We start from the raw sequence: 20,857 nt of genomic DNA on the forward strand, positions 1-20,857 counted from the left end.
GCGGCTCAGACGATGGGCCAGTTCTGCTGGGCGGCCATCCAGCTGAGGGTGTCGCCGGCCACCAGCAGCCCGCCGCGGGAGCGGGACGTGAGGCTGTAGTTCATGCCGTCGATCGTGCGGCTGATGCCGCCGCTCTCCACCACCATGAGCGAGCCGGCCAGGTGGTCCCACGGGTGCAGGCTCGAGTAGAACATGAAGTCGAAGTCACCGTGCAGCACCGCCGGGTAGTCGAAGCAACACGCGAAGTGGCTGCGGACGACGGGGCTGAGCTTGCCGTCGGCGTCGAAGCCGCGCAGCTTGCGCTTCGACGAGGCGCCCAGCGGAGGCCGATCGTGGCGCTGCCTGACGATGGGCGCGCCGTTCAGTCGGACGCCCGCGCCGCGTTCCGCCACGTAGGCGCGGCTCGTCTGTGGCTGCCAGATCCAGCCGCGCGTCGTGACACCGCCCCGGACCTCCGCGAGGATCACGCCGTGCTCCTTGCGGCCGTGGACGAAGTTGCGGGTGCCGTCGATGGGGTCGATGATGAACGCGTGGTCGGCGTTGCCGAGGCCCTTCAGCAGCGAGGGGTCCGCGAACACGGCCTCCTCCCCCACCACGATCGCGCCCGGGAAAGACTCCTTGAGCAGACGGGTGAGGTGCACCTCGGACTCATGGTCTGCGATGGTGACGAGGTCGCCCGGCTTCTTCTCATTGACGTCGTCGTCGGCCAGGACCTTGAAGCGGGGAGTGATGATCTCCGCAGCAGTCTCCTTCAGCAGGCCCAGAATCCCATCGGTGTCCATGACCTCACCTTAGTGGCCGGACACCCTTCAGGCGTCGAGGTGGTCCTGCGTCACGAAGTCGATCAGCGTCTCCACCTTGGTGTTGAGCTGCGGCTCGAGGTCGCGCCAGCTCTTGACGCGCGCCAGGATCGCCTGCCAGCCGCGCGCGATGTCGGCCTGGTCGGCATGGGGCAGGTTCAGCGCCTTGAGGGTGCCGAGCTTGAAGTCGACGTCGCGCGGCACCGTCGGCCATGCCTTGCGGCCGATCCGTTCGGGGCGCACGGCCTGCCAGATGTCGATGAACTCGTGGCCCTCGACCAGCACGACGTCGCGGTACCCGGCCCGGTAGACCTCCTGGGCGATGCGCGACTCCTTCGAGCCCGGCACGAGGTGGTCCACCAGGACGCCCAGCCGGCGCCCGGGCTCCGGCCCGAACTCCTGCACGATGCGCGGGAGGTCGTCGATGCCGCCCAGGTACTCGACCACGACGCCGACATGGCGCAGGTCATCACCCCAGACCTTCTCGATGAGTTCTGCATCGTGGCGGCCCTCGACGTAGATGCGGCTGGGCAGCGCCACCTTCGCCTTCGTCGGCTCGGTGCCGACGCGCGAGCCGGAGGCGGTGTACCGGGGCTTCACCGGGCCTCCCCGCAGTGGGGCGCGCAGCGCCACCGGTTCGCCCTCCAACAGGAAGCCCGGGCCGAATGGCGCCGAGCGGCGCTTGCCGTGGCGATCCTCGAGCACGACCAGGCCGTTCTCCCATCCGACGACCGCCCCGCAGAAGTCGTCGAACTCGACCACCTGGTCGAGTTCGACGGCCACGTCACGGGTCTTCTTCAGATGGGCCTTCTGCCAGCCCGGTGCCAAGACGTCTCGTGAGTATCTGTCCACGGCGGGAGACGCTATCAGCGCAACTCCACCTTCTTGTCGAACGACACAGACGCCCAGGCGATCGCCACCGCGGTCAGCACGTACATCATCAGGAACACGCCGACGGGAAGGAGGTTCTGCGCCTCGGTGGTGAAGATGTTGACCACGCCGACCTCCAGCTCCACGCCAGCCTCCGTGAACACCAGGTAGAGCGGGATGAATGCCCCGAGCAGTCCGGCGACCTGACTGGCGGTGTAGAACAGGAACCACACCAGGATCGGGCCGCCGACCCCCATCTTGCTGCTCCACGCCTCGCTGCCGATGGCGGCTGCGAAGTAGTAGGAGGCGAGCCAGACGAACGGCCACAGCAGGACCAGCACGAGGCACGCCGCCACGGCCCACCCCGGAAGCACGTCCCCGATCATCGCCAGGGTGTCGCTGACGCCCTGGTTCAGGTCACCGACCGTGCCGCCTCCCACGACGGTGAAACCGATCGCCGCGACGTAGCCGAGGCCCAGGCTCACGACCAGGGCCACGAGCGACAGGACATAGGCGTACAGCAGCTTGACCCAGTAGATCGTCGACCCCTTCACGGGCAGGGCACGGGTGAGGTAACCGGTCTTGGTGTAGGAGGAACGGTAGAAGTCGATGCCGAGCCACACCGGGATGACGGTGGGCACGGCGAACGTGCCGATCGCCCCCAGCACGGTGAACAGCGAGTTGAGCGGGGCCGGCAGGAGCACCGCCGCAAGGGTCGCGAGGCCGACGACGAGCCCTGCCCCGGCGATGATGGTGAGGTACCAGCGCAGCGTGCGCCGAACCTCGTGCTTGATCAGTTTGCCGACCATTGGTAGACCTCCCGGAACAGCTGGTCGATGGACAGGTTGCGCTCGGCCCGCAGGTCGTCGACGGCGCCCTGCAGCAGGATTCGCCCGTGCCGCATGAAGGCGACCGAGTCGAGGACGGGCTCGAGGTCGTGGATGAGGTGCGTCGAGATCAGCAGGAGCGCGTCTTCCGGCAGGTCACGCACGATGGCCTGCAGCAACACGTCGCGGGCCGCCGGGTCCACGCCGGAGATGGGTTCGTCGAGCAGGAACACCTTGGCGTCGCGCGACATGGCCAGCGCGATCTGCACCTTCTCGCGCATGCCCTTCGACAGCGTGTTGAGCTTGCGGTGGGTGTCGAGCTGGAAGAACTTCAGCAGGTCGCGGCACTTGGCCTCGTTGAAGTCGCTGAAGAAGTCCTGGAACATGCCCACGCAGCCGTCGATGGTGTCGCCATCGGCGAGGAAGCTGGCGTCGGGCAGGAAGCTGACCATGGCCTTGGTGTCGGGGCCGATGCGCCTGCCGTGCACGAGGACGTCGCCGTCGTACTGCGTGAGCGCACCTGCCAGCACCTTCAGCAAGGTGGTCTTGCCCGAGCCGTTCTCCCCGAGGAGCCCGACGATCTGGCCGCCCTCGAGCGAGAGCGTGAGGTCGTTGAGGGCTGGGAACGCGCCGTACTTCTTGGTCAGGTGGGCGATCTTGATCGCCGGTGAATTCATTCCTGTGCTCCTTCTGCGGGGGCCGACCATCGTCGGCCCAGTAGGTCGCGGGCGGCGGTGAGGCTCATGCCGAGCCCCTGCGCCCGCCGTGCGAAGTCGTCTGCTGCGCCCGCCGCGAGGCCGAGGCGGGCCTGGTCGATGTCGGCCAGGTCGTCTGTGACGAACCGGCCCGTGGTCCGCTCCGACCGGGCCAGGCCCTGCCGCTCGAGTTCGGCGAGGGCCCGTTGGACCGTGTTGGGATTGACCTTCAACTCCCCGGCGAGGTCACGGACCCCGGGGATGCGCTCCCCCGCCGGCCACTGGCCGGTGACGATGCGGCGGGTGAACTCGTCGACGAGCTGAAGCCAGATCGGGATGCTGGGGTCGAACTCCATCTTCCCTCCTGCTGTCTTACTGTATTAGGTGCTTAATACAGTAGCACGCTGACGGCACGCGCGCCACCCCACTTCGATTGCGTGCCGGTCTCGTTCAGGAGGCGGAACGCTCGAGGAATTGGATGTCGCGCGCGAAGGAGTAGACCACCAGTGCCACGGCGAGCGCCGTTGCCCACTGCGCCAGCCAGACGGGGACGACCGGGGCGAGCGCCAGCACCGTGACCACCGCCTGAAACGCCCCGATCAGCCGGCGGGACTGCCTGAACGGCAGCTCACCCAGCCAGACGGGCCGGACACGGCCCACGAGGAGGAACAGGTAACGGGCAGTGCCCATCACGAGCACCCACGGGGCGATCGGGACCAGGGCGACGCTCAGCGTCAGGAGGACCGCGGCGTCCACGGCGATGTCCCAGCGTGCCCCCCGCTCGGTCACCGTGCCGGTGGCCCGGGCCACCGCGCCGTCGACGGCGTCGAGCAGGACCGTGGGCACCGCGAGGAGGAACAGCGGCCAGTTGCGCTCCGGTAGGGCCCCGAGGAGGGTGCCCACCACCAGCAGCCCACACACGACGCCCATCCCCGCCCGCATCACGGTGACCCGGTCCCCTGGGGTCAGTCGCAGCGCCGAGAGCGTCCTCATCTGCCTATGATGCCCTCGTGAGGAGGTGCGATGGTGCTCCGCATCCGATTCGCGCACTGGCGCAGCCCGCAGGCCAGCGGCGGCAACCGCTACGACGAAGAACTCGTCGCCGGCCTGGCCTCCCATGGCATCGAGGTGGACGTGACCCGCGTCGAGGGGGCGTGGCCGTTGGCCTCGCCCGAGCAGCGCCGGGGCTTCGTCGAGCTGCTCGCCGAGGGTGAGCACTGGCTGGTGGACAACATCGTGGGCTCGGCAGAGCCTGGGGCGATCCGTGCCGCCACCGGCCGTGGTGCCAGGGTGACCCTGCTCATGCACTACTTCCCAGCCGACGACCCGTCCCTCCCCGCTTCCGAGCGGGCTCGGCTGGCCGACAGCGAGGCGGAGTCCGTGGCAGCGGCGACCCGGGTCGTCGTGCCGAGCGCCTGGGCCGCGGGCCAGGTGGCGATGCGCTACGGCCGCGGCGACGCGGTGGTGGCCAGGCCGGGCGTCGAACCCGCCGGAGTCGCCGACGGCTCGTCGGGTGCGCCGACGCTGCTCTGGCTGTCACGCCTCACCGACGGCAAGGACCCGCTCACCTTCGTGCAGGCCCTGTCCCGGCTGACGGACCTTGCCTGGACCGCGCGGCTGGTCGGCCCCGACGACGTCGACCCGGACCTGTCCGCACGGGTGCGGCAGTTCGTCGTCGACTCCGGGCTGAGCGGGCGGGTGACCGTCGAGGGGGCCCGCACCGGCGCCGACCTGGAGGAGGCGTGGCGGGCCGCGAACCTCCTGGTCCACACGTCGCGGGCCGAGATGTACGGCATGGTGGTGGCCGAGGCCGCTGCCCGCGGCATCCCCGCGATAGTGACCGAGGCCACCGGGGCCACGGAGGCCAGGACGGCCGGGGCCGAGTTCGTGCCGGGCGACGTCGAGGGCCTCTCCGAGGCCCTGCGGGCTTGGCTCAGCGACGGGGAACTCAGGGCCAGCTGGCGTGCCGAGGCCCTCGAGCGTCGGGGCACCGTGCCGGGCTGGGACCAGACCGTCGCATCGGTGGCGGCCGCGCTGCAGGGCTGACTACCAGCGCAACTGCTCGGGCGCCACCCGGCCCAGCACGCGGGACTCGACGAACTCCACGATGCCGTAGGCGACCAGGGCCAGCAGGGTGACCACCACGACGGTGGCCCACAGCGAGGTGTACTGGCTGGTGGCCGCGTCCACCGCCATCCGGTTGCCCAAGCCGGATCCGGTGGCCAGCCACTCGGCGACGGTGGCGGCCAGCAGCGCGGTGGGCGCGGCGATGCGGGCCGAGGCGAAGAAGGCCGGCGCCATGGCCGGCAGTCGCCCCAGCCACAGGATCCGCGCGGGAGGGGTGTCGTAGGTGGCGAAGACGTCGGCCACCTGCCCCGGCAGCCGGCCCAACCCGTACAGGCAGGCGACCATGGTGGGGAAGAAGGTCATGATCGCCACCACCACTGCCGTGCCGACGGCGCCCCGCCCCAGCGCCGCCACCAGCAGCGGCGCGATCGCGATGATCGGCACGCACCTCAGTGCCACCGCCACCGGGGTCAGGGCCTCCCGGGCGCGGTCCGAGAGGGAGAAGAGGGCCGCCATGAACACGCCGGCGACCAGCCCGGCGAAGTAGCCGGGCAGCGCCACCGTCGTCGTCTCCCACAGTGCGGTCAGCAGGCCGGCACGGTTGGCCCCCGCATCCGGGGACGACACCAGCCACTCCCAGACGTGCCAGGGCCGCTTGGCGAAATAGGGGTTCAGGCCGACGGCGGCGAACCCCAGTGCCCAGGCGCCCACGACGACCAGTGCAGCGACGACGGCTCCGCCTGTGGCCGACGGCACCCGGCGCCACCCCGGCCGCCTCGTGGCGTTCGACGGTGCGAGCAGCACGGGCGGGGTCTCGGGCGCGATGCGGCGCGCCACGGCGGCCACGCCGAGGTAGCCGAGCAGCGAGACCGCGGTCGCGAGCACCATGAGGGCCCACAACCCATCCGTGTCGAGGCTGCGCAGCGCCAGGATCGACAGCACGCCGATCCCCCGCTCCGCGCCGGTGAACTCGCCGACCAGGGCACCGAGGAATGCGGCGGGCACGGAGGTCTGGAGCCCGGCCATGAGGTACGGCAACGAGGTGCGGGCACGGACGGTGACCAGCGTGGCCCAGCGGCCGCGCCCATAGGTGGCGGTGAGGTCGAGCCAGGAACTGGGCAGCGCCCGCAGCCCCACCAGCAGCGGGACGAGGGTGAGGTAATAGACCGCCAGCGCGGCCAGCGTGATCTGTGGGCCGTCGCCACGGCCGTAGACCAGCCTGAGCAGCGGGCCGAGCGCGACCAGCGGGAGGCAGTAGACCACCAGGGCCAGGCGGAGCACGAGCCGCTCGGCCCACGGCAGCAGCACCACCAGCAGCGCGAGCAGCACCGCGGCCGCGTTGCCGAACAGGTACCCCCAGAGCGCCTCTCCCGTGGTGTAGGCCAGGCCGCGGCCATACACGGCCGCGTTGTCGACGAGCTTGGCCACGATGCCCGAGTGCACCCCGATGAGGTGGCTGCCGGCCAGCAGCGTCCTGCCGAGCAGTTCCCAGCCGGCCACCACCAGGAGCCAGGCGAGGGCGCGGCGCCCCGTCCTCATGCGGCGCCGTCGACGGCGAGGAGCTCGCCGATCTCCTCGACCAGCCGACGGAACGGCTCGGACCGCAGGTGTGCCTCCGTCCGGGGCCGCGACAGGTCGACGGTGCGGTCGGCGACGATGGCCCCGGGACGTGGCGACATCACCAGCACCCGGTCAGCCAGGAGGACCGCCTCGGTGACGGAGTGGGTCACCAGCAACGTGGTGGTGCCGGTGTCCGACCAGAGTGGGGGCAGTTCGATGTTGAGCCGCCGTCGGGTGAGTTCGTCGACGGCGCCGAACGGTTCGTCGAGCAGCAGCAGCCGGGGCTCCGTGACGAGGCAGCGGGCGATGGCCGCCCGTTGCCGCATGCCGCCCGACAGCTGGGCCGGGCGCGCGTGCTCGAAGCCTTCGAGGCCGACCATGCGGAGCAGTTGCAGGACCCGCGGGGAGTCGGCCGGTTGGCGGGCGAGCCTGCGAGCGAGGGCCACATTGCCCGCGGCCGTCCGCCACGGCAGCAGGGACGCGTCCTGGAACGCGATCGCCACCTCACCCCGCCGTCGCACCTCCCGGGGATGGTCCGCGCCGACCAGCACCGTGCCTCCAGGATCGGGCCCTTCGAGCCCGCCGATGAGGCGCAGCAGCGTTGACTTGCCGCAGCCCGAGGGGCCGACCAACGCCGTGACGGAGCCTGCCTCCAGCGTGAGGTCGAGCGGGCCCAGCGCCAGCAGCGGGCCGTGCGCGCCGTCGAACGTCTTGGCCAGCGACCGGCACACGACCTCCGGCCCCGGCGGCGCGGCCCCGACGCTCACGCCTCGGGCCCGTCCCCGTAGATCTCCTCGAGGATGGAGCGGTCCCACAGGCCGGCGTCTGCCCCCTCGATGCCGAGGAGCTCGAACAGGGCCAGGTTGTCCGCCACCTGCTCGTCGGAGAACCAGCCGAAGCCGTGCTCGTCGGTGAGGTCGGAGAACATCAGGTCCAGTTGGACGTCGGCCTGCTTGCGCTGCGTCTCGAGGTCCAGGCCGGCGTCCGGGTAGGTCTCCATGGTCAGTTCCGCGGCGGCCTGCGGGTCTTCGCGATAGAGCTGCCAGCCGCGGAAGTCGGCGCGCAGGAGGCGGACGAGCTGGCTGCGCTTCTCCTCGTCCTCCAGGCTGGAGCGCAGCACCGTGTAGGTCTGGCTCATGGGGTTGTAGCCGAAGTCGGCCAGCAGCATCGAGTGGCCCTCGACCCCCTGCACCGCCAGCGCCACGGGCAGGTCGTTGTAGAAGCAGAAGAGGCCGTCGACCTGGTGGGCGGTCAACACGGCGGGGTCGTACTGGCTGGGCACGAACTCCACGTCCGCAGCAGACAGCCCGTTGGTGGTGAGGAAGGCGTCGAGCCCAGGGGTGTCGGCGCCGGCCACGCCGATGCGCTTGTCCACGAGGTCCTGCGGCGTCTTCAGCGGGGCGTCGGCCAGCGAGAGGATGGTGCCGGGGAACTTCTGGCACTGGGCGCCGATGATGACCAGCCCTGCGCCCTCCTGGTTGGCGCGGGCCACGCCGTCGGCCACCGAGATGTTGACGAGGCTGCCGCCGCTGACGGTGTTCGCATCGCCCGCCACGTTGGGCCCGCCCGCGGCGAACTCGACATCGAGGCCCTGTTCCTCGAAGATGCCGCGCTGCTTGGCGAGGTACGTCCCGCCGAACTGCACCGAATGGGTCCAGGAGAGCTGGTAGACGACGGGGTCGAGGCCGCCGGGCGCCGCTGCATCGCGGCCGCAGCCCACGAGCCCCACCACCGTGGCCGCACTGAGCGCACCGAGAACCGTGCGCCGCGTGAGGATGGGAGAGTACATGGCTGCCTCCAGAGCGTCAGTGGCGCTCAGTCTAGGAGGTCGCGGATCACCCCGTCGGCCAAAAGTCGACCTGACTGGGTCAAGCGCAGCCGCGAGCCGTCGTCGATCGCCAACCCGGCCGCGACGACCCCCGGCACGCGGGCCAGCTCCGACGGCGTCAGCACCTGCAACGGCATGCCCTCGGCGAGCCGGAGTTCGAGGAGGACGCGCTCGACACGGCGGTCATCGTCCGAGAGCACCTCGCGGGCGAGCGCCGGTGAGTCGCCGGCGGCGAGGGCGGCCGCGTAGCTGCGGGGGTGCTTGCGGTTCCAGAACCGCACCCCTCCGACGTGCGAGTGGGCGCCGGGGCCGATCCCCCACCAGTCGGCCCCACGCCAGTACGCGAGGTTGTGGCGGCACTCCCCTCCCGGGCGCGCCCAGTTGCTGACCTCGTAGTTCGCCATCCCGAGGGCGCTGAGGGTCTCGTCGGCCACGAGGTACTTGTCTGCCAGGTCGTCGTCGTCGGGCATGGGGATGTCACCGCGCCGCACCTGCAGCGCCAGACGGGTGCCCTCCTCCACGATCAAGGAGTAAGCGCTCACGTGGTCGACGGGGGTTGCCGTGACGGCGTCGAGGCTGGCGCGCCAGTCGTCCATCGATTCCCCGGGCGTGCCGTAGATGAGGTCCAGCGAGACGTGCTCGAAGCCGGCCTCGCGCGCCCAGTGGGCCGCGTCGAGGCCACGACGGGGGGTATGGGTGCGCTCCAATACCTGCAGCACGTGCGGCACCACCGACTGCAGGCCCAGCGAGATGCGGGTGAAGCCGCCCTCCCGGAGCCGCTCCAGGTACGGCGGCGTGAGCGTCTCGGGATTGGCCTCGGTGGTGACCTCGGCGTCGGGCGCGAGGCCGAACCGGTCGTCGATGGCGCGCAGCAGGCCGGTGAGGGCCTCGGCGGGCAGCATCGTCGGGGTGCCCCCGCCGAAGAAGACCGTCTGGACGGGGCGACGGTCGCCCAGGACGCGGGCCGCGAGGTCGAGTTCCGCATGGGCGGCGCCGAGGTACGTGTCGGGCGAGAGGTCGCCGAGTTCGCTGGGGGTGTAGGTGTTGAAGTCGCAGTAGCCGCAACGGGTGCGGCAGAAGGGCACGTGCACGTACACCGACAACGGCGCGCTCGAGGAGCGCGCGGATTCGGGGAGGGAACCGTCGGCCGGGGCCGGGTCGCCGTCAGGGAGCTGTGCCACCGCTACAGCTTAGGGCGTGTCCCGGAAGGCCCCGCTAGATTGGGGCGGTGCCCAGCCTCGCCCACCTCGTAGCAGACGGCTGTGGACTGCCGTTCGCGGCCGCAGCCGACGACCTGCGCAGGGCCGTCACGGCGCGCGGCGTCGCCGTCGTGGAGGCACCCCCGGGAACGGGCAAGACGACATTGGCGCCAGCAGTGGTGGCGGGGTGCGTCGACGGACGAGTGGTGGTGACGCAGCCTCGCAGGGTGGCGGCGAGGGCCGCGGCCCGCCGGCTGGCGCAACTCACCGGCACCGCCGTCGGCGAGGTGGCCGGCTTCACGGTGCGCGGCGAGCGGGTCATGTCGCCCGGCGCGCGGATGGAGATGGTCACACCCGGGGTGCTGCTGCGGAGGCTCCTGCGGGACCCGTCACTCGACGGCGTGGGCGCCGTCATCCTCGACGAGGTGCACGAGCGCGGATTGGACACCGACCTGCTGACCGCGCTGCTCGCCGAGGTGAGGGAACTGCGCGACGACCTGGCCGTGGTGGCGATGTCGGCGACGCTGGACGCGGCCGGCTTGGCCGGCCTGCTCGGAGGCGATCGCCCGGCACCGGTGGTCGGCGTGCCCGCCGTGCTGCACCCGTTGGCGGTGCGCTGGGCGCCCGGGCCGCTGCCGCTCGACGCGAGGGGGACGGCGCGGGGGTTCCTCGACCACGTGGCGCACACCGTCGAACAGGCGTTCCGCGACAGGCCGGACGACGGCGACGTGCTGGTCTTCCTCCCCGGCGTGTGGGAGGTGCGGACGGTGGCGGAGCGGTTGCGCGGCAGGCTGGCCGCCGAGGTGCTCGAGCTGCACGGCCAGGCCGCCGCGCGCGATCAGGACCGGGCGGTCGCCGGCCGCCGGCCCGGGGAGTCGCCCCGGGTGGTGGTGTCGACCAACCTGGCGGAGTCGTCGTTGACGGTCGACGGCGTGCGCGTGGTTGTCGACGCCGGCCTGTCCCGCGAACCACGGCGCGACTCCGGCCGAGGCATGTCGGGGCTGGTCACCGTCCGGTGCGCCCGATCCTCCGCCGACCAGCGCGCCGGCCGCGCCGCTCGGCAGGGGCCGGGCGTGGTGTGGCGGTGCTACGACGAGCGGACGTATCTGGGGCTCCGGGCGCAGGTGACGCCGGAGTCGCAGACGGCCGACCTGACCGGCGCCCTGCTGAGCCTGGCCGCCTGGGGCGCGCCCAGGGGCGAGGGGCTGGCGCTGCCGAGCCCGCTGCCGTCGCTGGCCGTGGCCGAGGACGAGGCGGTGCTGCGCTCCCTGGGCGCCGTGGACGACGACGGCAGGGTGACCGCGCAGGGCCGGCGGTTGGCCGGGATCCCCGCGGCACCCCGGTGGGCGCGCGCCCTGGTGGACGGCGCCGAGCTCGTGGGCAGGCGGACGGCGGCCGAGATGGTGGCGGCGGTCGAGTTGGACGTGGGCGGCGACCTCACCGTCGCGGTCTCTGGGCTGAGGCGTGGCGGGCCGGAGTCGCGGCGGTGGCGCGCCGAGGCAGACCGCCTCGAGCGGCTGGTGTCGCCGTCGGAGGGCGCCGGCGGGGTGCCGGGGGCCGTGGTGGTGTTGGCCTATCCGGAGAGAGTCGCCCGGCGGGTCGGCACCTCTCACCTGTTGGCTTCGGGCACGCGCGCCGCGGCGCCCCCGCACCTGGCTGCGCAGGAGTGGTTGGCGGTCGCGGAGGTGACCCGGGCGGAAGGGGCCAGCGCGGCCGGCACCGGGGCAGTGATCCGGTCGGCCGCGCCGGTGGACGAACGGACCGCTCGCGCGGCCGCGGCACACCTACTGCTCGACGAGGTCCGCGGCGAGCTGGTCGACGGGCGGCTGCGGGCCCGGCGCGTGACGGCGCTGGGGGCCATCGAGCTGTCGTCGACGCCGGTACCCGCTGCCGAACTGGGCCCTGACGCAGTGCGGAGCGTGCTGCTCGAGCGCGGCCTCAGTGTCATCGGCTGGTCCGACGGCGCCGACGCCCTGCGACGGCGGCTCGCGCTGCTGCGCCGACATCTTGGCGAACCGTGGCCGGACGTCTCGGACGAAGCACTGCTGGGGCGGCTCGACGAATGGCTCGGGCCGGAGCTGGCGGAGGCCGCCCGTACCGGCCGGCTGTCGGGCATCAATCTCGCCCAGCCGTTGCGCCGGTTGGTGCCCTGGCAGGAGGCGGCGCGGCTCGACGAGCTCGCGCCGGAACGCCTGACCGTCCCCAGCGGGTCGAACATCCGCCTCGACTACCCGCCGCATGACGACGACGCCCCCGTCGTGTGTGCCGTGAAGCTCCAGGAGTGCTTCGGGCTGCCGGAGTCGCCGACGATCGCAGGGGGACGCGTCCGAATCCTGTTCCACCTGCTCTCCCCCGCCGGCCGCCCGCTGGCCGTCACCGACGACCTGGCCTCATTCTGGTCGGGCCCCTACGGGCAGGTGCGGGCCGAGATGCGGGGACGTTACCCGAAGCATCCGTGGCCGGAGGACCCGTGGACGGCACAGGCCACGGCGCGCACCAAGCGTCGCGCCCCCTGAGCCAGCCGCCCGCGGCTGGTCGAAGGGCCCCCGGCGTCTCAGCGGCCGGGCTTGGCGCCGCCGCACACGGGGCAAGAAGGACGCGAGTGTGACCCCCGCGCTTGCAGTGCGACGAGACGTTGACGGGAGCCGGTGTGGACTCTGAACTCGCGTCCTTCATGCCCCGTATGCGGCTTCATCGTCCGGGTCTCTCATGGCTTCGAGCCGAAACCGTGCCCACCCCCGGTGCCGGAGCGCCCAGCCCCGGGGTGCGCTCGTCTTCTGGTCACCGATTCCGGGCAACAACTACCTGAGCGCGGGCCGGGTCCGCCTCACACACTTGCGACCCCCCGTGACCGGCCGCCCCTTGAACCCTCGGCGGCCGACTTGGGGGTCGGGCTCTACTTCGCGTTGGACTCGCCGGTGGACAGCGCGGCGACGAAGGCCTCTTGCGGCACCTCGACGCGGCCCACCATCTTCATCCGCTTCTTGCCTTCCTTCTGCTTCTCGAGCAGCTTGCGCTTGCGGGAGATGTCGCCGCCGTAGCACTTGGCGAGGACGTCCTTGCGGATGGCGCGGATGGTTTCGCGGGCGATGACGCGGGAGCCGATCGCGGCCTGGATCGGTACCTCGAACTGCTGCCGCGGGATGAGTTCCTTGAGCTTCGACGCCATGGCGAGGCCGTAGGAGTAGGCCTTGTCCTTGTGCACGATCGCCGAGAACGCGTCGACCGGGTCGCCGTGCAGCAGGATGTCGACCTTCACGAGGTCGGCAACCTGTTCGCCGGCGGGTTCGTAGTCGAGCGACGCGTAGCCCTTCGTGCGCGACTTCAGGGCGTCGAAGAAGTCGAACACGATCTCGGCCAGCGGCAGCTGGTAACGCAGCTCGACGCGGTCCTCGCTGAGGTAGTCGAGTCCCAGCTGGACCCCACGTCGGTTCTGGCACAGCTCGATGATGGTGCCCAGGTATTCCGACGGCGTGAGGATGGTGCCGCGGACCACAGGCTCGTACACCTCTGAGATCTTGCCCGCGGGGTACTCCGACGGGTTGGTCACCGTGTGCTCCGAGCCGTCCTCCATCACGACGCGGTAGACGACGTTGGGGGCCGTCGAGATGAGCGACAGGTTGAATTCGCGTTCGAGGCGTTCCCGGACGATCTCCATGTGCAGCAGGCCGAGGAAGCCGATGCGGAAGCCGAAGCCGAGCGCGCCGGACGTCTCCGGCTCGTAGGTCAGGGCGGCGTCGTTGAGCTGGAGCTTCTCGAGGGCCTCGCGCAGCTCGTTGAACTCGTCGCCGTCGATGGGGTACAGACCGGCGTAGACCATCGGGTTGGGGTGCCGGTAGCCGCCGAGGTCCTGCGTGGCCGGCCGCGACTCCAGGGTGACGGTGTCGCCGACGCGGGACTGGCGCACGTCCTTCACGCCGGTGATGAGGTAGCCCACCTCGCCCACGCCGATGGCGTCGGACTTGACGGGCTCCGGCGAGATGACGCCCACCTCGAGCAGCTCGTGGGTGCCGTGGGTGGACATCATCCTGATGCGTTCACGGTGGTTGAGTTCTCCGTCGACCACTCGCACGTAGGTCACCACGCCGCGGTAGGTGTCGTAGACGGAGTCGAAGATGAGGGCACGTGCGGGCGCGGCTGCGTCGCCGACTGGGGCCGGGATCTGCTCGACGACCGCGTCGAGCAGCTCGGGCACTCCCGCGCCGGTCTTGCCGGAGACCTTCAACACGTCGTCGGGGTCGCAGCCGATGATGCCGGCCAGCTCCGCCGCGTACTTCTCCGGGTTGGCGTTGGGGAGGTCGATCTTGTTGAGCACGGGGATGATGTGCAGGTCAGCCTCGATGGCCAGGTACAGGTTGGCCAGCGTCTGGGCCTCGATGCCCTGCGCGGCGTCGACCAGCAGGATGGCGCCCTCGCAGGCCGCCAGCGAGCGCGACACCTCGTAGGTGAAGTCGACGTGGCCGGGGGTGTCGATCATGTTGAGGACGTATTCCTCGCCGTCCTTGGTCCACGGCATGCGCACTGCCTGCGACTTGATGGTGATGCCGCGTTCGCGCTCGATGTCCATGCGGTCGAGGTATTGGGCACGCATCTGCCGGTCGTCGACGACCTTCGTCAGCTGCAGCATGCGGTCTGCCAGGGTGGACTTGCCGTGGTCGATGTGCGCGATGATGCAGAAGTTCCGGATGATCTCCGGACGGGTCTTGCCAGGGCGGGGTGCGGGCATCAACATTCCTCGTTGGTGGGCAGGGACAGGCCATCCTCTCACGGAGTGCGACCCGATGGACAATGTTACCTGTGGGGGCCTGCGCGCCCGTCAGTCATCGGGCGCCCCGGATTTGGCGACGGGGGTGGGCCTCAGGTAAGGTTGATCGTCGCGTGCAAACGCATGACCGAGTACACCCCCTTTAATCCGTAAAGAGGCTGCCCAGTGGCGAACATCAAGTCCCAGATCAAGCGCAACAAGACCAACGAGATCGCTCGTCTCCGCAACAAGGCGGTCAAGTCCCAGCTGCGCACCCACATCCGCAACGTCCGCACCGCCGTCGCCGAGGGCGAGGCCGACAAGGCCGCCGAGCTCCTCGTCGTGGCGAACCGCGCGCTCGACCGCGCCGTGAGCAAGGGCGTCATCCACAAGAACCAGGCCGCGAACCGCAAGTCGAAGATCTCGCTCGCCGTCAACGCCATCTGATCCAGCACCACACCTGCTGCTGTTGATTCGCGACAGCGCCTTGGCCCTCGGTCGTCAAGGCGCTGTTTTGCGTACCGTCACCGACGACGCTGCTGCAGCACGCCGAGCACCATCCGCTCCAGCGCGAACGCCGCGTCGGTCGCGGCGCCCTTGACCTCTGCGTCACCACGCGCGATGAGCCGGATGGCCTCGGCCACCCCACCCACCTGCCACGTGGTGGAAGCCTTGGCGTAGTCCTTGAGCTTGAACGGCGGCACGCCGATCTCCCGCGCGAGGTCAGCGCCGCGCAACCGGCTGTTCTGCGCATCCAGGTACTTCGCCAGCCCCCTGAACGACCCCGCGAGCGCGCTGGTGATCAGCACCGGCGCCACCCCCGTCTCCAACGCCCAGCGCAGCCTCTCCATCGCGACGGTGGCGTTGCCGGCCACGACAGCATCCGCCACCGCGAAGCCGGAGACCTCGGCGCGCCCCGCGAAGTAGCGGCGCACAAGGGCTGCGTCGATCTCATTGGCACCCGAATCGGCGATGAGCTGGTCGATCGCGGAGGCCAGGGCGCGCAGGTCGTGACCGACGGCGGCCACCAGTTCCTCTGCGGCGTCCGGCTGCATCCGGATGCGCCGGCGCTTGGCCTCGGCGGTGACGAAGCCCGGCACCTCCCACGGCTTGAGGGCCGCCACGGTCTCGACGGGCACCTTGGCCTTCTTCAGCTTGTCGATGAGGCCCTTGCCCTTCACGCCGCCGGCGTGCAGCAGGATGAGGCACAGGTCCTCCGGAGGGTTCGAGGCGGCGGCCACGAGCTGGTCCACCACGGACGCGGGCGTGGAGCCCACGTCGTCGATGACGGCGATGGTGTGGCTCGAGAACAGCGAGCCGCCGATGACCTCGGACAGCATCGAATCCTCCAGCTCCGTGGCGGCGATCTCGTTGACGCCGGCGTCGGGCTGGGCCGCGAACGCCCGAGCCTTCGTCTCCGCCACGATGCGCTGGGCCAGCAGCTGTTCCGGCCCGGAAATGAGCAGGGCGGTACCGAACGGTGAGGAGGTCATGGGGTGATCCTGCCAGTTGGGCCCGACATTGTCGCGCCGCGGGCACCCGAATCTGGCACCTCCCCGCCGTCCCCTGAGCCGGGCGCCGCGAGGAACGAGCGCGCGCTCCCAACCAGTCCCCTGAGCCGGGCGCCGCGAGGAACGAGCGCGCGCTCCCAACCAGTCCCCTGAGCCGGCCGCCGCGAGGAACGAGCGCGCGTCCGGTCGAAGGGCAGCACTAGACTTTGCGTGTCCACTCAGTGAGGAGTTCCGTTCCATGAACCATCCCATCCGCTTCGGCATCCTCGGTGCTGCCGGCATCACGCCCCAGGCCCTCATCGCGCCCGCGCAGGGCAACCCAGACGTCGACCTGTTCGCCGTCGCAGCGCGGAACCGCGGCCGGGCGGAGGCGTTCGCGGCAGAGCACGGCATCGGGACGGTGCACGACTCCTATGAGGCGCTCCTGGCCGACCCGAACGTCGATGCCGTCTACATCCCGCTGCCCAACTCTGAACACGGGAAGTGGACGGTCGCGGCGCTGGAGGCGGGCAAGCACGTCCTGGTGGAGAAGCCGTTCGCCTCCAACGCCGAGGAGGCAGAAGCCGTGGCCACACGGGCGGCGGAGTCCGACCGCGTGGTGATGGAGGGCTTCCACTACCGCTACCACCGCCTGATGGCCGAGACGCTCAAGCTGATCGCCGACGGCGCCATCGGCGACGTCACCGAGGTCGAGGCGCACTTCGACATCCACCTCCCCGACCGCACCAACATCCGCTACATCCAGGACCTGGCCGGCGGTTCCACGATGGACCTGGGCTGCTACAGCCTCCACTTCGTGCGCAGCGTCGTGGGCGAGGAGCCCGAGATCGTCTCCGCCGAGGCCCGGCCCTCCGACGACCCCAGGCTCGACGAGGCGCTGAGCGCCGAGCTGCGGTTCCCCGGCGGGGTGACCGGCCGGATCTCCAGCTCACTGCTCGAGGACGAGGAACGCCAGAGCGGGCTCATCACCGGCACGAAGGGCGTCATCCAGGTCGAAGGCTTCGTCAAGCCGCAGGAGGGCAACAGCCTGACCCTGACCAACGACGAGGGCGTGACGACGGTGGAGGTGCCCGCCCTGCCCACGAGTTACGCGGCGCAGCTGGCGGTGTTCGTCGACGCGGTGCGCAACGGCACCCCGCTGATCACCGACCCGGCAGACTCCGTCGCGATGATGCGCGCGATCGACGCGATGTACCGCGCAGCAGGGCTCGAACCCCGCGCGACCACCGCTTCCTGAGGGTGATGCCGATCGGTTCCTGAGGGGATGCCGATCGGTTCCTGAGGGGATGCCGGTCGGTTCCTGAGGGGATCGTGAGCCCTGGCGAACATCCCACGAAGGACCTCACCCGCGCGACGTCCTGACCCCCAGCTGCCCGTCGCCCAGTGAGACGGCGATGGCGCCCTGGTTGTCGGTCCGGACCACCTGCATGCCAAGGGATCGCGCAAGGTCCAGCGCACTGACGCTCGGGTGTCCGTAGGAGTTGCCCTCGCCGGCGCTGGCCACGGCCAGCGCGGCCCGTGAGGCGGCGATGAAGCGTGGGTCCTGGCGCGACGAGCCGTGGTGGGGCAACTTCAGCACGTGGACGGCGAGGTCGATGGCGTGCTCCTCCGCCGCCCGGAGCGCCACGGCCTGTCCGGCGGGTTCGGTGTCCCCGGCGAGGAGGACACACAAGGCCCCGCTGGAGCCCACCCCCACCACTGACGCATCGTTCTCGGCTGAACCCTCGCCCTCCCCCTCCGGTACGGCGGCACCGGCCGGTTCCCATGCCGATACGCTCCGCCACGCGGCCGAGCCCACCTCGATGCGCTCGCCTGGGACGGCCGAGCGCAGTTCGGCGCCTGCTCGACCCGCCGCCTCGGCGAGCCAAGGCGGCGCCTCGCCAGCCCGGACCAGCACCGTCGAGGGCTGATAGCGCCTGATCAGTTCCTCGGCGCCTCCCACATGGTCCGAGTGGTAGTGCGTGAGCACCAGGAGGGGCACGGAGCGGACGTGGAGCGACTCCAGGCACGCGATGGTCGGTGCCGGCTCCGGGCCGGCGTCGACCACCACAGCGGCTCCCCCGCCCGCGTTGAGCACCGTGGCGTCACCTTGGCCGACGTCACAGAAGACTGCCTCCCACGGACCCGGCCACCCCACCTGGACGGGTCTGACGAAGGCCAGTGCCACGAAGAGGCCCACGAAGCCGACCCCTCCCCAGCGGAACCGCAGCACCCACAGGAGCACGACCGCAAGGGCCGCGGAGCCGATGGTCACCAGGACCACCCCGGCCGCCGACCCACTCCAGGCCCACGACGCAGCGGGCAGGACGGCGCCGAGCTCCGCCAGCCACAGGATGGGCTGCGCGCACCAACCCGCCAGCCAGCCGGGGCCGGCGGCCAGCCAAGGCAACGGACACAACAGCGCCGCCGCGAAGCCCAGCACCGTCGTCGGACCGACGAAGGGACCCGCCAGCACGTTGGTGAGCACGCCGACGACCGACACAGACTCGCTCAACCAGGTGATGATCGGCTGTGTCGCCAGCTGCGCCGCCAACGGCACCGCCAGCGCCTCCGCCGCCCACCGGGGAGCCCATCTCGACAGGGCCGAGACGAACAGCGGCCCGAGCAGCACGATGCCCGCACACGCCGCCACGGAGAGCGCGAAACCGATGGAGCGGGCCATCCAGGGGTCGAGCCACACCAGCCCCAGGACCGCGACGCACAGTGATCGGACGGTACGCCGACCGGCACCGACCCCGACCGCGGCCAGCGCGACCAAGCCCATGGCGGCGGCTCGGTGGACCGACGGTTCCTGCCCACAGATGAGGACGAACGCCGCCACACCGCCGACCGCCGCCGCCCTGACGGCCCATCCGCGCAGGCCGAGACCCCGCACCGCGGCCAGGACCACCCCCAGCATCAGCGTCAGGTTCGCACCCGAGACGGCCATCAGGTGCGTAAGCGCCGTCACCTGGAACTGTTCCCGCATCGTCGCGTCGACGGCAGAGGTGTCGCCGACGACGAGGGAAGGCACCAGCGCAGCCTGTCGCGGTGGCGAGTGGGCCACGGCATCGCGCAGCCCCTGCCGCATGGCGTTGACCGCACTGTCCACGACGTTCGGCCCGGCAACCCCGCCCCTGACCTCGCGGAGGCTGAGGACGGCCGCAGCGGCATCATCGGCTTCGGGTGCGGCGATCCTGGCCCGCACGTCATAGGTGGCGCCGGCCGTGAGCCCCAACAGTTCCTCGCCCAGCCCGCCCGAGGCCAGGATGACGACCGGAACCCTTGCCTCGACCCTGGTCTGCCTGGCCTCCGCCCACACCAGCTCCGCCCGCCCGACCACCACCCGCTCGGCCGGCTGGGGTTCGGCGAGTAGCCTCAACCGCACGGTGCCGACAGCCCCTGACTCCGCGAGTTCCGACAGTGGGGACGCATGGCGTTGCCAACTCTGCAGCCCGGACATCACCAGGGTGACCGAGAACGTGGCGATGACCATCGCGGTCCAGAGGTGCCGCGCCCGAAGTGCGACCACCGCGAGCAGGGCCAGGCCCATCAATACGGCTACCACCCCTCCGGCCTCGGGCCGCCACCCGGACGAACCCATCCACGCCGCCGCCCACGTCGCGACGGCGAGGGGCGCCAACCTCCAGTCATGACCCATGCCTTCCACTGTGGCCGGTGGCCCCCTCGATTTTCGACGAAGCCGGGCGGGTGTGGACAACCCCCACGCGGTGGCTTGTCAGCCGACCGTGACCAACGGCTGGAGCTTCTGAAACGTCTTGGGCCCGATTCCGCTGATCTCCTGGAGGTCCTCGACCGCGCTGAAGGGACCGCTCTCCTCCCGCCACGCGATGATCGCGCCTGCAGTCACCGGACCGATCCCCGGGAGGGCCTCCAGTTCGGCAGTAGTGGCGGTGTTGAGATTGACCAGCCCGCCGGCGCCGCTGCCACCCGCCGTGCCCGCGGCCGGAGGCTCAGCGCCGACGACCTCGCCCTTCGGCTCCCCCACGGTCCCGATGACGATCTGCATGCCATCGGTGACCTGGGCCGCGAGGTTCAGCGCAGCGGGGTCGGCGTCGGGTGCCAGGCCACCGGCGGCGAGGATCGCGTCCTGGACGATGGTGCCCTCGGGCAGCGACACGACGCCTGGCTCGACGACCGCACCGGCGACATGCACGCGGAGCATCACGACCGGCGGAGGGGGCGACGGCGGGGGCGGCGCCGCACTGACGGTGACGGGCTTCAGCGGCACCTCCGTCGCTGCGCTGCGGCCGAGGGCCGCCACCGCGACTCCGACGCCGCACAGGAGCAGGACGGCCACCACCACGAGGTGCTTCAGGGTGAGTCGCGGCCGTTCACGCGAGGGCTGCGGGTCAGGAGACTGAGGGGCCGCCAGGGGCGAGGTGGGCGGATCAGCTTGCGGGTCCTTCGACCAGCCACGGTGCTCGTCCCTCGCACGCGGCTGGCTCAGGAAACGATCTCCGGGCCCCGGCGCCTCGTCCCCCGCACGCGGCTGGCTCAGGAAACGATCTCCGGGCCCCGGCGCCTCGTCCCCCGCACGCGGCTGGCTCAGGAGGCGGGTCTCGTCCTCGACATCGGGCAGCGCACGGCGCGGCGCGCTCAGGGCCGGCCTGCCCGCGCTCACGTAGGCGAGCCGGGCGCGGGCCAACTCCTCCGCGTCGGTGTGCTGCATACCCCCATGGTGGTCAACGCACAGGGCCAGCCACCACAGATTCGCGGGCCTGTGGACAAGTCCATCGCGGGAGCCGGGCGCAGG

General features: G+C 71.1%; 18 protein-coding genes. 4 read left to right on the forward strand and 14 right to left on the reverse strand.

Translation table 11 applies throughout. The annotated features are described in order from the left end of the window. Positions 1–5: 5 nt before the first annotated feature. The 6 genes from ABEA30_RS13770 to ABEA30_RS13795 all read right to left on the reverse strand — a co-directional run bounded on the left by ABEA30_RS13770 (position 6) and on the right by ABEA30_RS13795 (position 4,185). Entirely contained in the window at positions 6–782 is a 777-nt protein-coding gene (locus ABEA30_RS13770; RefSeq protein WP_345583823.1) for an inositol monophosphatase family protein, read from the reverse strand. Between the two features lie 27 nt (positions 783–809). After that, on the reverse strand, positions 810–1,652 hold the full coding sequence (locus ABEA30_RS13775) for a DUF3097 domain-containing protein (protein WP_345583825.1): 843 nt from the start codon (positions 1,650–1,652) through the stop codon (positions 810–812). Positions 1,653–1,666: 14 nt separating this feature from the next. Continuing rightward, positions 1,667–2,479 (reverse strand): hypothetical protein, encoded by an 813-nt coding sequence (locus ABEA30_RS13780; RefSeq protein ID WP_345583827.1) that lies wholly within the window; start codon positions 2,477–2,479, stop codon positions 1,667–1,669. Beyond that, positions 2,464–3,174 (reverse strand): ABC transporter ATP-binding protein, encoded by a 711-nt coding sequence (locus ABEA30_RS13785; RefSeq protein ID WP_345583829.1) that lies wholly within the window; start codon positions 3,172–3,174, stop codon positions 2,464–2,466. Before ABEA30_RS13785 ends, ABEA30_RS13780 begins: the two co-directional genes overlap by 16 nt. Continuing rightward, a complete protein-coding gene (locus tag ABEA30_RS13790; protein ID WP_345583831.1) occupies positions 3,171–3,548 on the reverse strand; it encodes a GntR family transcriptional regulator in 378 nt (125 codons plus the stop codon). The genes ABEA30_RS13785 and ABEA30_RS13790 overlap by 4 nt, the downstream gene beginning before the upstream one ends. 94 nt (positions 3,549–3,642) lie before the next feature. After that, positions 3,643–4,185, reverse strand: a complete 543-nt coding sequence (locus ABEA30_RS13795) for a CDP-alcohol phosphatidyltransferase family protein (RefSeq protein ID WP_345583833.1) — start codon at positions 4,183–4,185, stop codon at positions 3,643–3,645. 30 nt (positions 4,186–4,215) lie between these two features. On the opposite strand from ABEA30_RS13795, the gene ABEA30_RS13800 reads away from it, so the two are divergent. Further along, positions 4,216–5,238, forward strand: a complete 1,023-nt coding sequence (locus tag ABEA30_RS13800; protein WP_345583835.1) for a glycosyltransferase family 4 protein — start codon at positions 4,216–4,218, stop codon at positions 5,236–5,238. Here the strand turns inward: ABEA30_RS13800 and ABEA30_RS13805 are convergent, their stop codons facing one another. The 4 genes from ABEA30_RS13805 to hemW are packed head-to-tail and all read right to left on the reverse strand — an operon-like array spanning position 5,239 to position 9,828. Further along, complete coding sequence (locus ABEA30_RS13805) at positions 5,239–6,798, reverse strand: ABC transporter permease (protein ID WP_345583837.1); 1,560 nt, start codon at positions 6,796–6,798, stop codon at positions 5,239–5,241. Continuing rightward, on the reverse strand, positions 6,795–7,586 hold the full coding sequence (locus tag ABEA30_RS13810) for an ABC transporter ATP-binding protein (RefSeq protein ID WP_345583839.1): 792 nt from the start codon (positions 7,584–7,586) through the stop codon (positions 6,795–6,797). The genes ABEA30_RS13805 and ABEA30_RS13810 overlap by 4 nt, the downstream gene beginning before the upstream one ends. Further along, positions 7,583–8,608, reverse strand: coding sequence for an ABC transporter substrate-binding protein (locus ABEA30_RS13815; RefSeq protein WP_345583841.1), 1,026 nt, complete (start codon positions 8,606–8,608; stop codon positions 7,583–7,585). The genes ABEA30_RS13810 and ABEA30_RS13815 overlap by 4 nt, the downstream gene beginning before the upstream one ends. 26 nt (positions 8,609–8,634) lie before the next feature. Then, positions 8,635–9,828, reverse strand: coding sequence for a radical SAM family heme chaperone HemW (gene hemW / locus ABEA30_RS13820; RefSeq protein ID WP_345583843.1), 1,194 nt, complete (start codon positions 9,826–9,828; stop codon positions 8,635–8,637). A 47-nt stretch (positions 9,829–9,875) separates the two neighbouring features. Here hemW and hrpB point away from each other — a divergent pair, with 47 nt between their 5' ends. Beyond that, complete coding sequence (hrpB, locus tag ABEA30_RS13825) at positions 9,876–12,362, forward strand: ATP-dependent helicase HrpB (protein ID WP_345583845.1); 2,487 nt, start codon at positions 9,876–9,878, stop codon at positions 12,360–12,362. A 380-nt stretch (positions 12,363–12,742) separates the two neighbouring features. On the opposite strand, the gene lepA is transcribed toward hrpB, so the two are convergent. Continuing rightward, the gene (lepA, locus tag ABEA30_RS13830; protein ID WP_345583847.1) at positions 12,743–14,572 is read right to left on the reverse strand and encodes a translation elongation factor 4; all 1,830 of its coding nucleotides are present in this window, start codon (positions 14,570–14,572) and stop codon (positions 12,743–12,745) included. A gap of 204 nt (positions 14,573–14,776) precedes the next feature. Between lepA and rpsT the strand changes: the two genes are divergently transcribed. Continuing rightward, positions 14,777–15,037 (forward strand): 30S ribosomal protein S20, encoded by a 261-nt coding sequence (rpsT, locus tag ABEA30_RS13835; protein ID WP_345583849.1) that lies wholly within the window; start codon positions 14,777–14,779, stop codon positions 15,035–15,037. Positions 15,038–15,114: 77 nt separating this feature from the next. Here the strand turns inward: rpsT and holA are convergent, their stop codons facing one another. Further along, positions 15,115–16,083: a DNA polymerase III subunit delta gene (gene holA, locus ABEA30_RS13840; protein ID WP_345583851.1), complete on the reverse strand. Its 969-nt coding sequence runs from the start codon at positions 16,081–16,083 to the stop codon at positions 15,115–15,117. 256 nt (positions 16,084–16,339) lie between these two features. Between holA and ABEA30_RS13845 the strand changes: the two genes are divergently transcribed. Further along, on the forward strand, positions 16,340–17,338 hold the full coding sequence (locus ABEA30_RS13845; protein WP_345583853.1) for a Gfo/Idh/MocA family protein: 999 nt from the start codon (positions 16,340–16,342) through the stop codon (positions 17,336–17,338). Positions 17,339–17,443: 105 nt separating this feature from the next. On the opposite strand, the gene ABEA30_RS13850 is transcribed toward ABEA30_RS13845, so the two are convergent. Continuing rightward, positions 17,444–19,741: a ComEC/Rec2 family competence protein gene (locus ABEA30_RS13850; RefSeq protein WP_345583855.1), complete on the reverse strand. Its 2,298-nt coding sequence runs from the start codon at positions 19,739–19,741 to the stop codon at positions 17,444–17,446. Positions 19,742–19,819: 78 nt separating this feature from the next. After that, positions 19,820–20,773 carry a ComEA family DNA-binding protein gene (locus ABEA30_RS13855; protein ID WP_345583857.1) on the reverse strand — a complete coding sequence of 318 codons (954 nt, stop codon included), beginning with the start codon at positions 20,771–20,773 and terminating at the stop codon, positions 19,820–19,822. Positions 20,774–20,857: the final 84 nt, after the last annotated feature.

The sequence above is a fragment of the Tessaracoccus lubricantis genome, assembly GCF_039544535.1.
Classification (GTDB): domain Bacteria; phylum Actinomycetota; class Actinomycetes; order Propionibacteriales; family Propionibacteriaceae; genus Arachnia; species Arachnia lubricantis.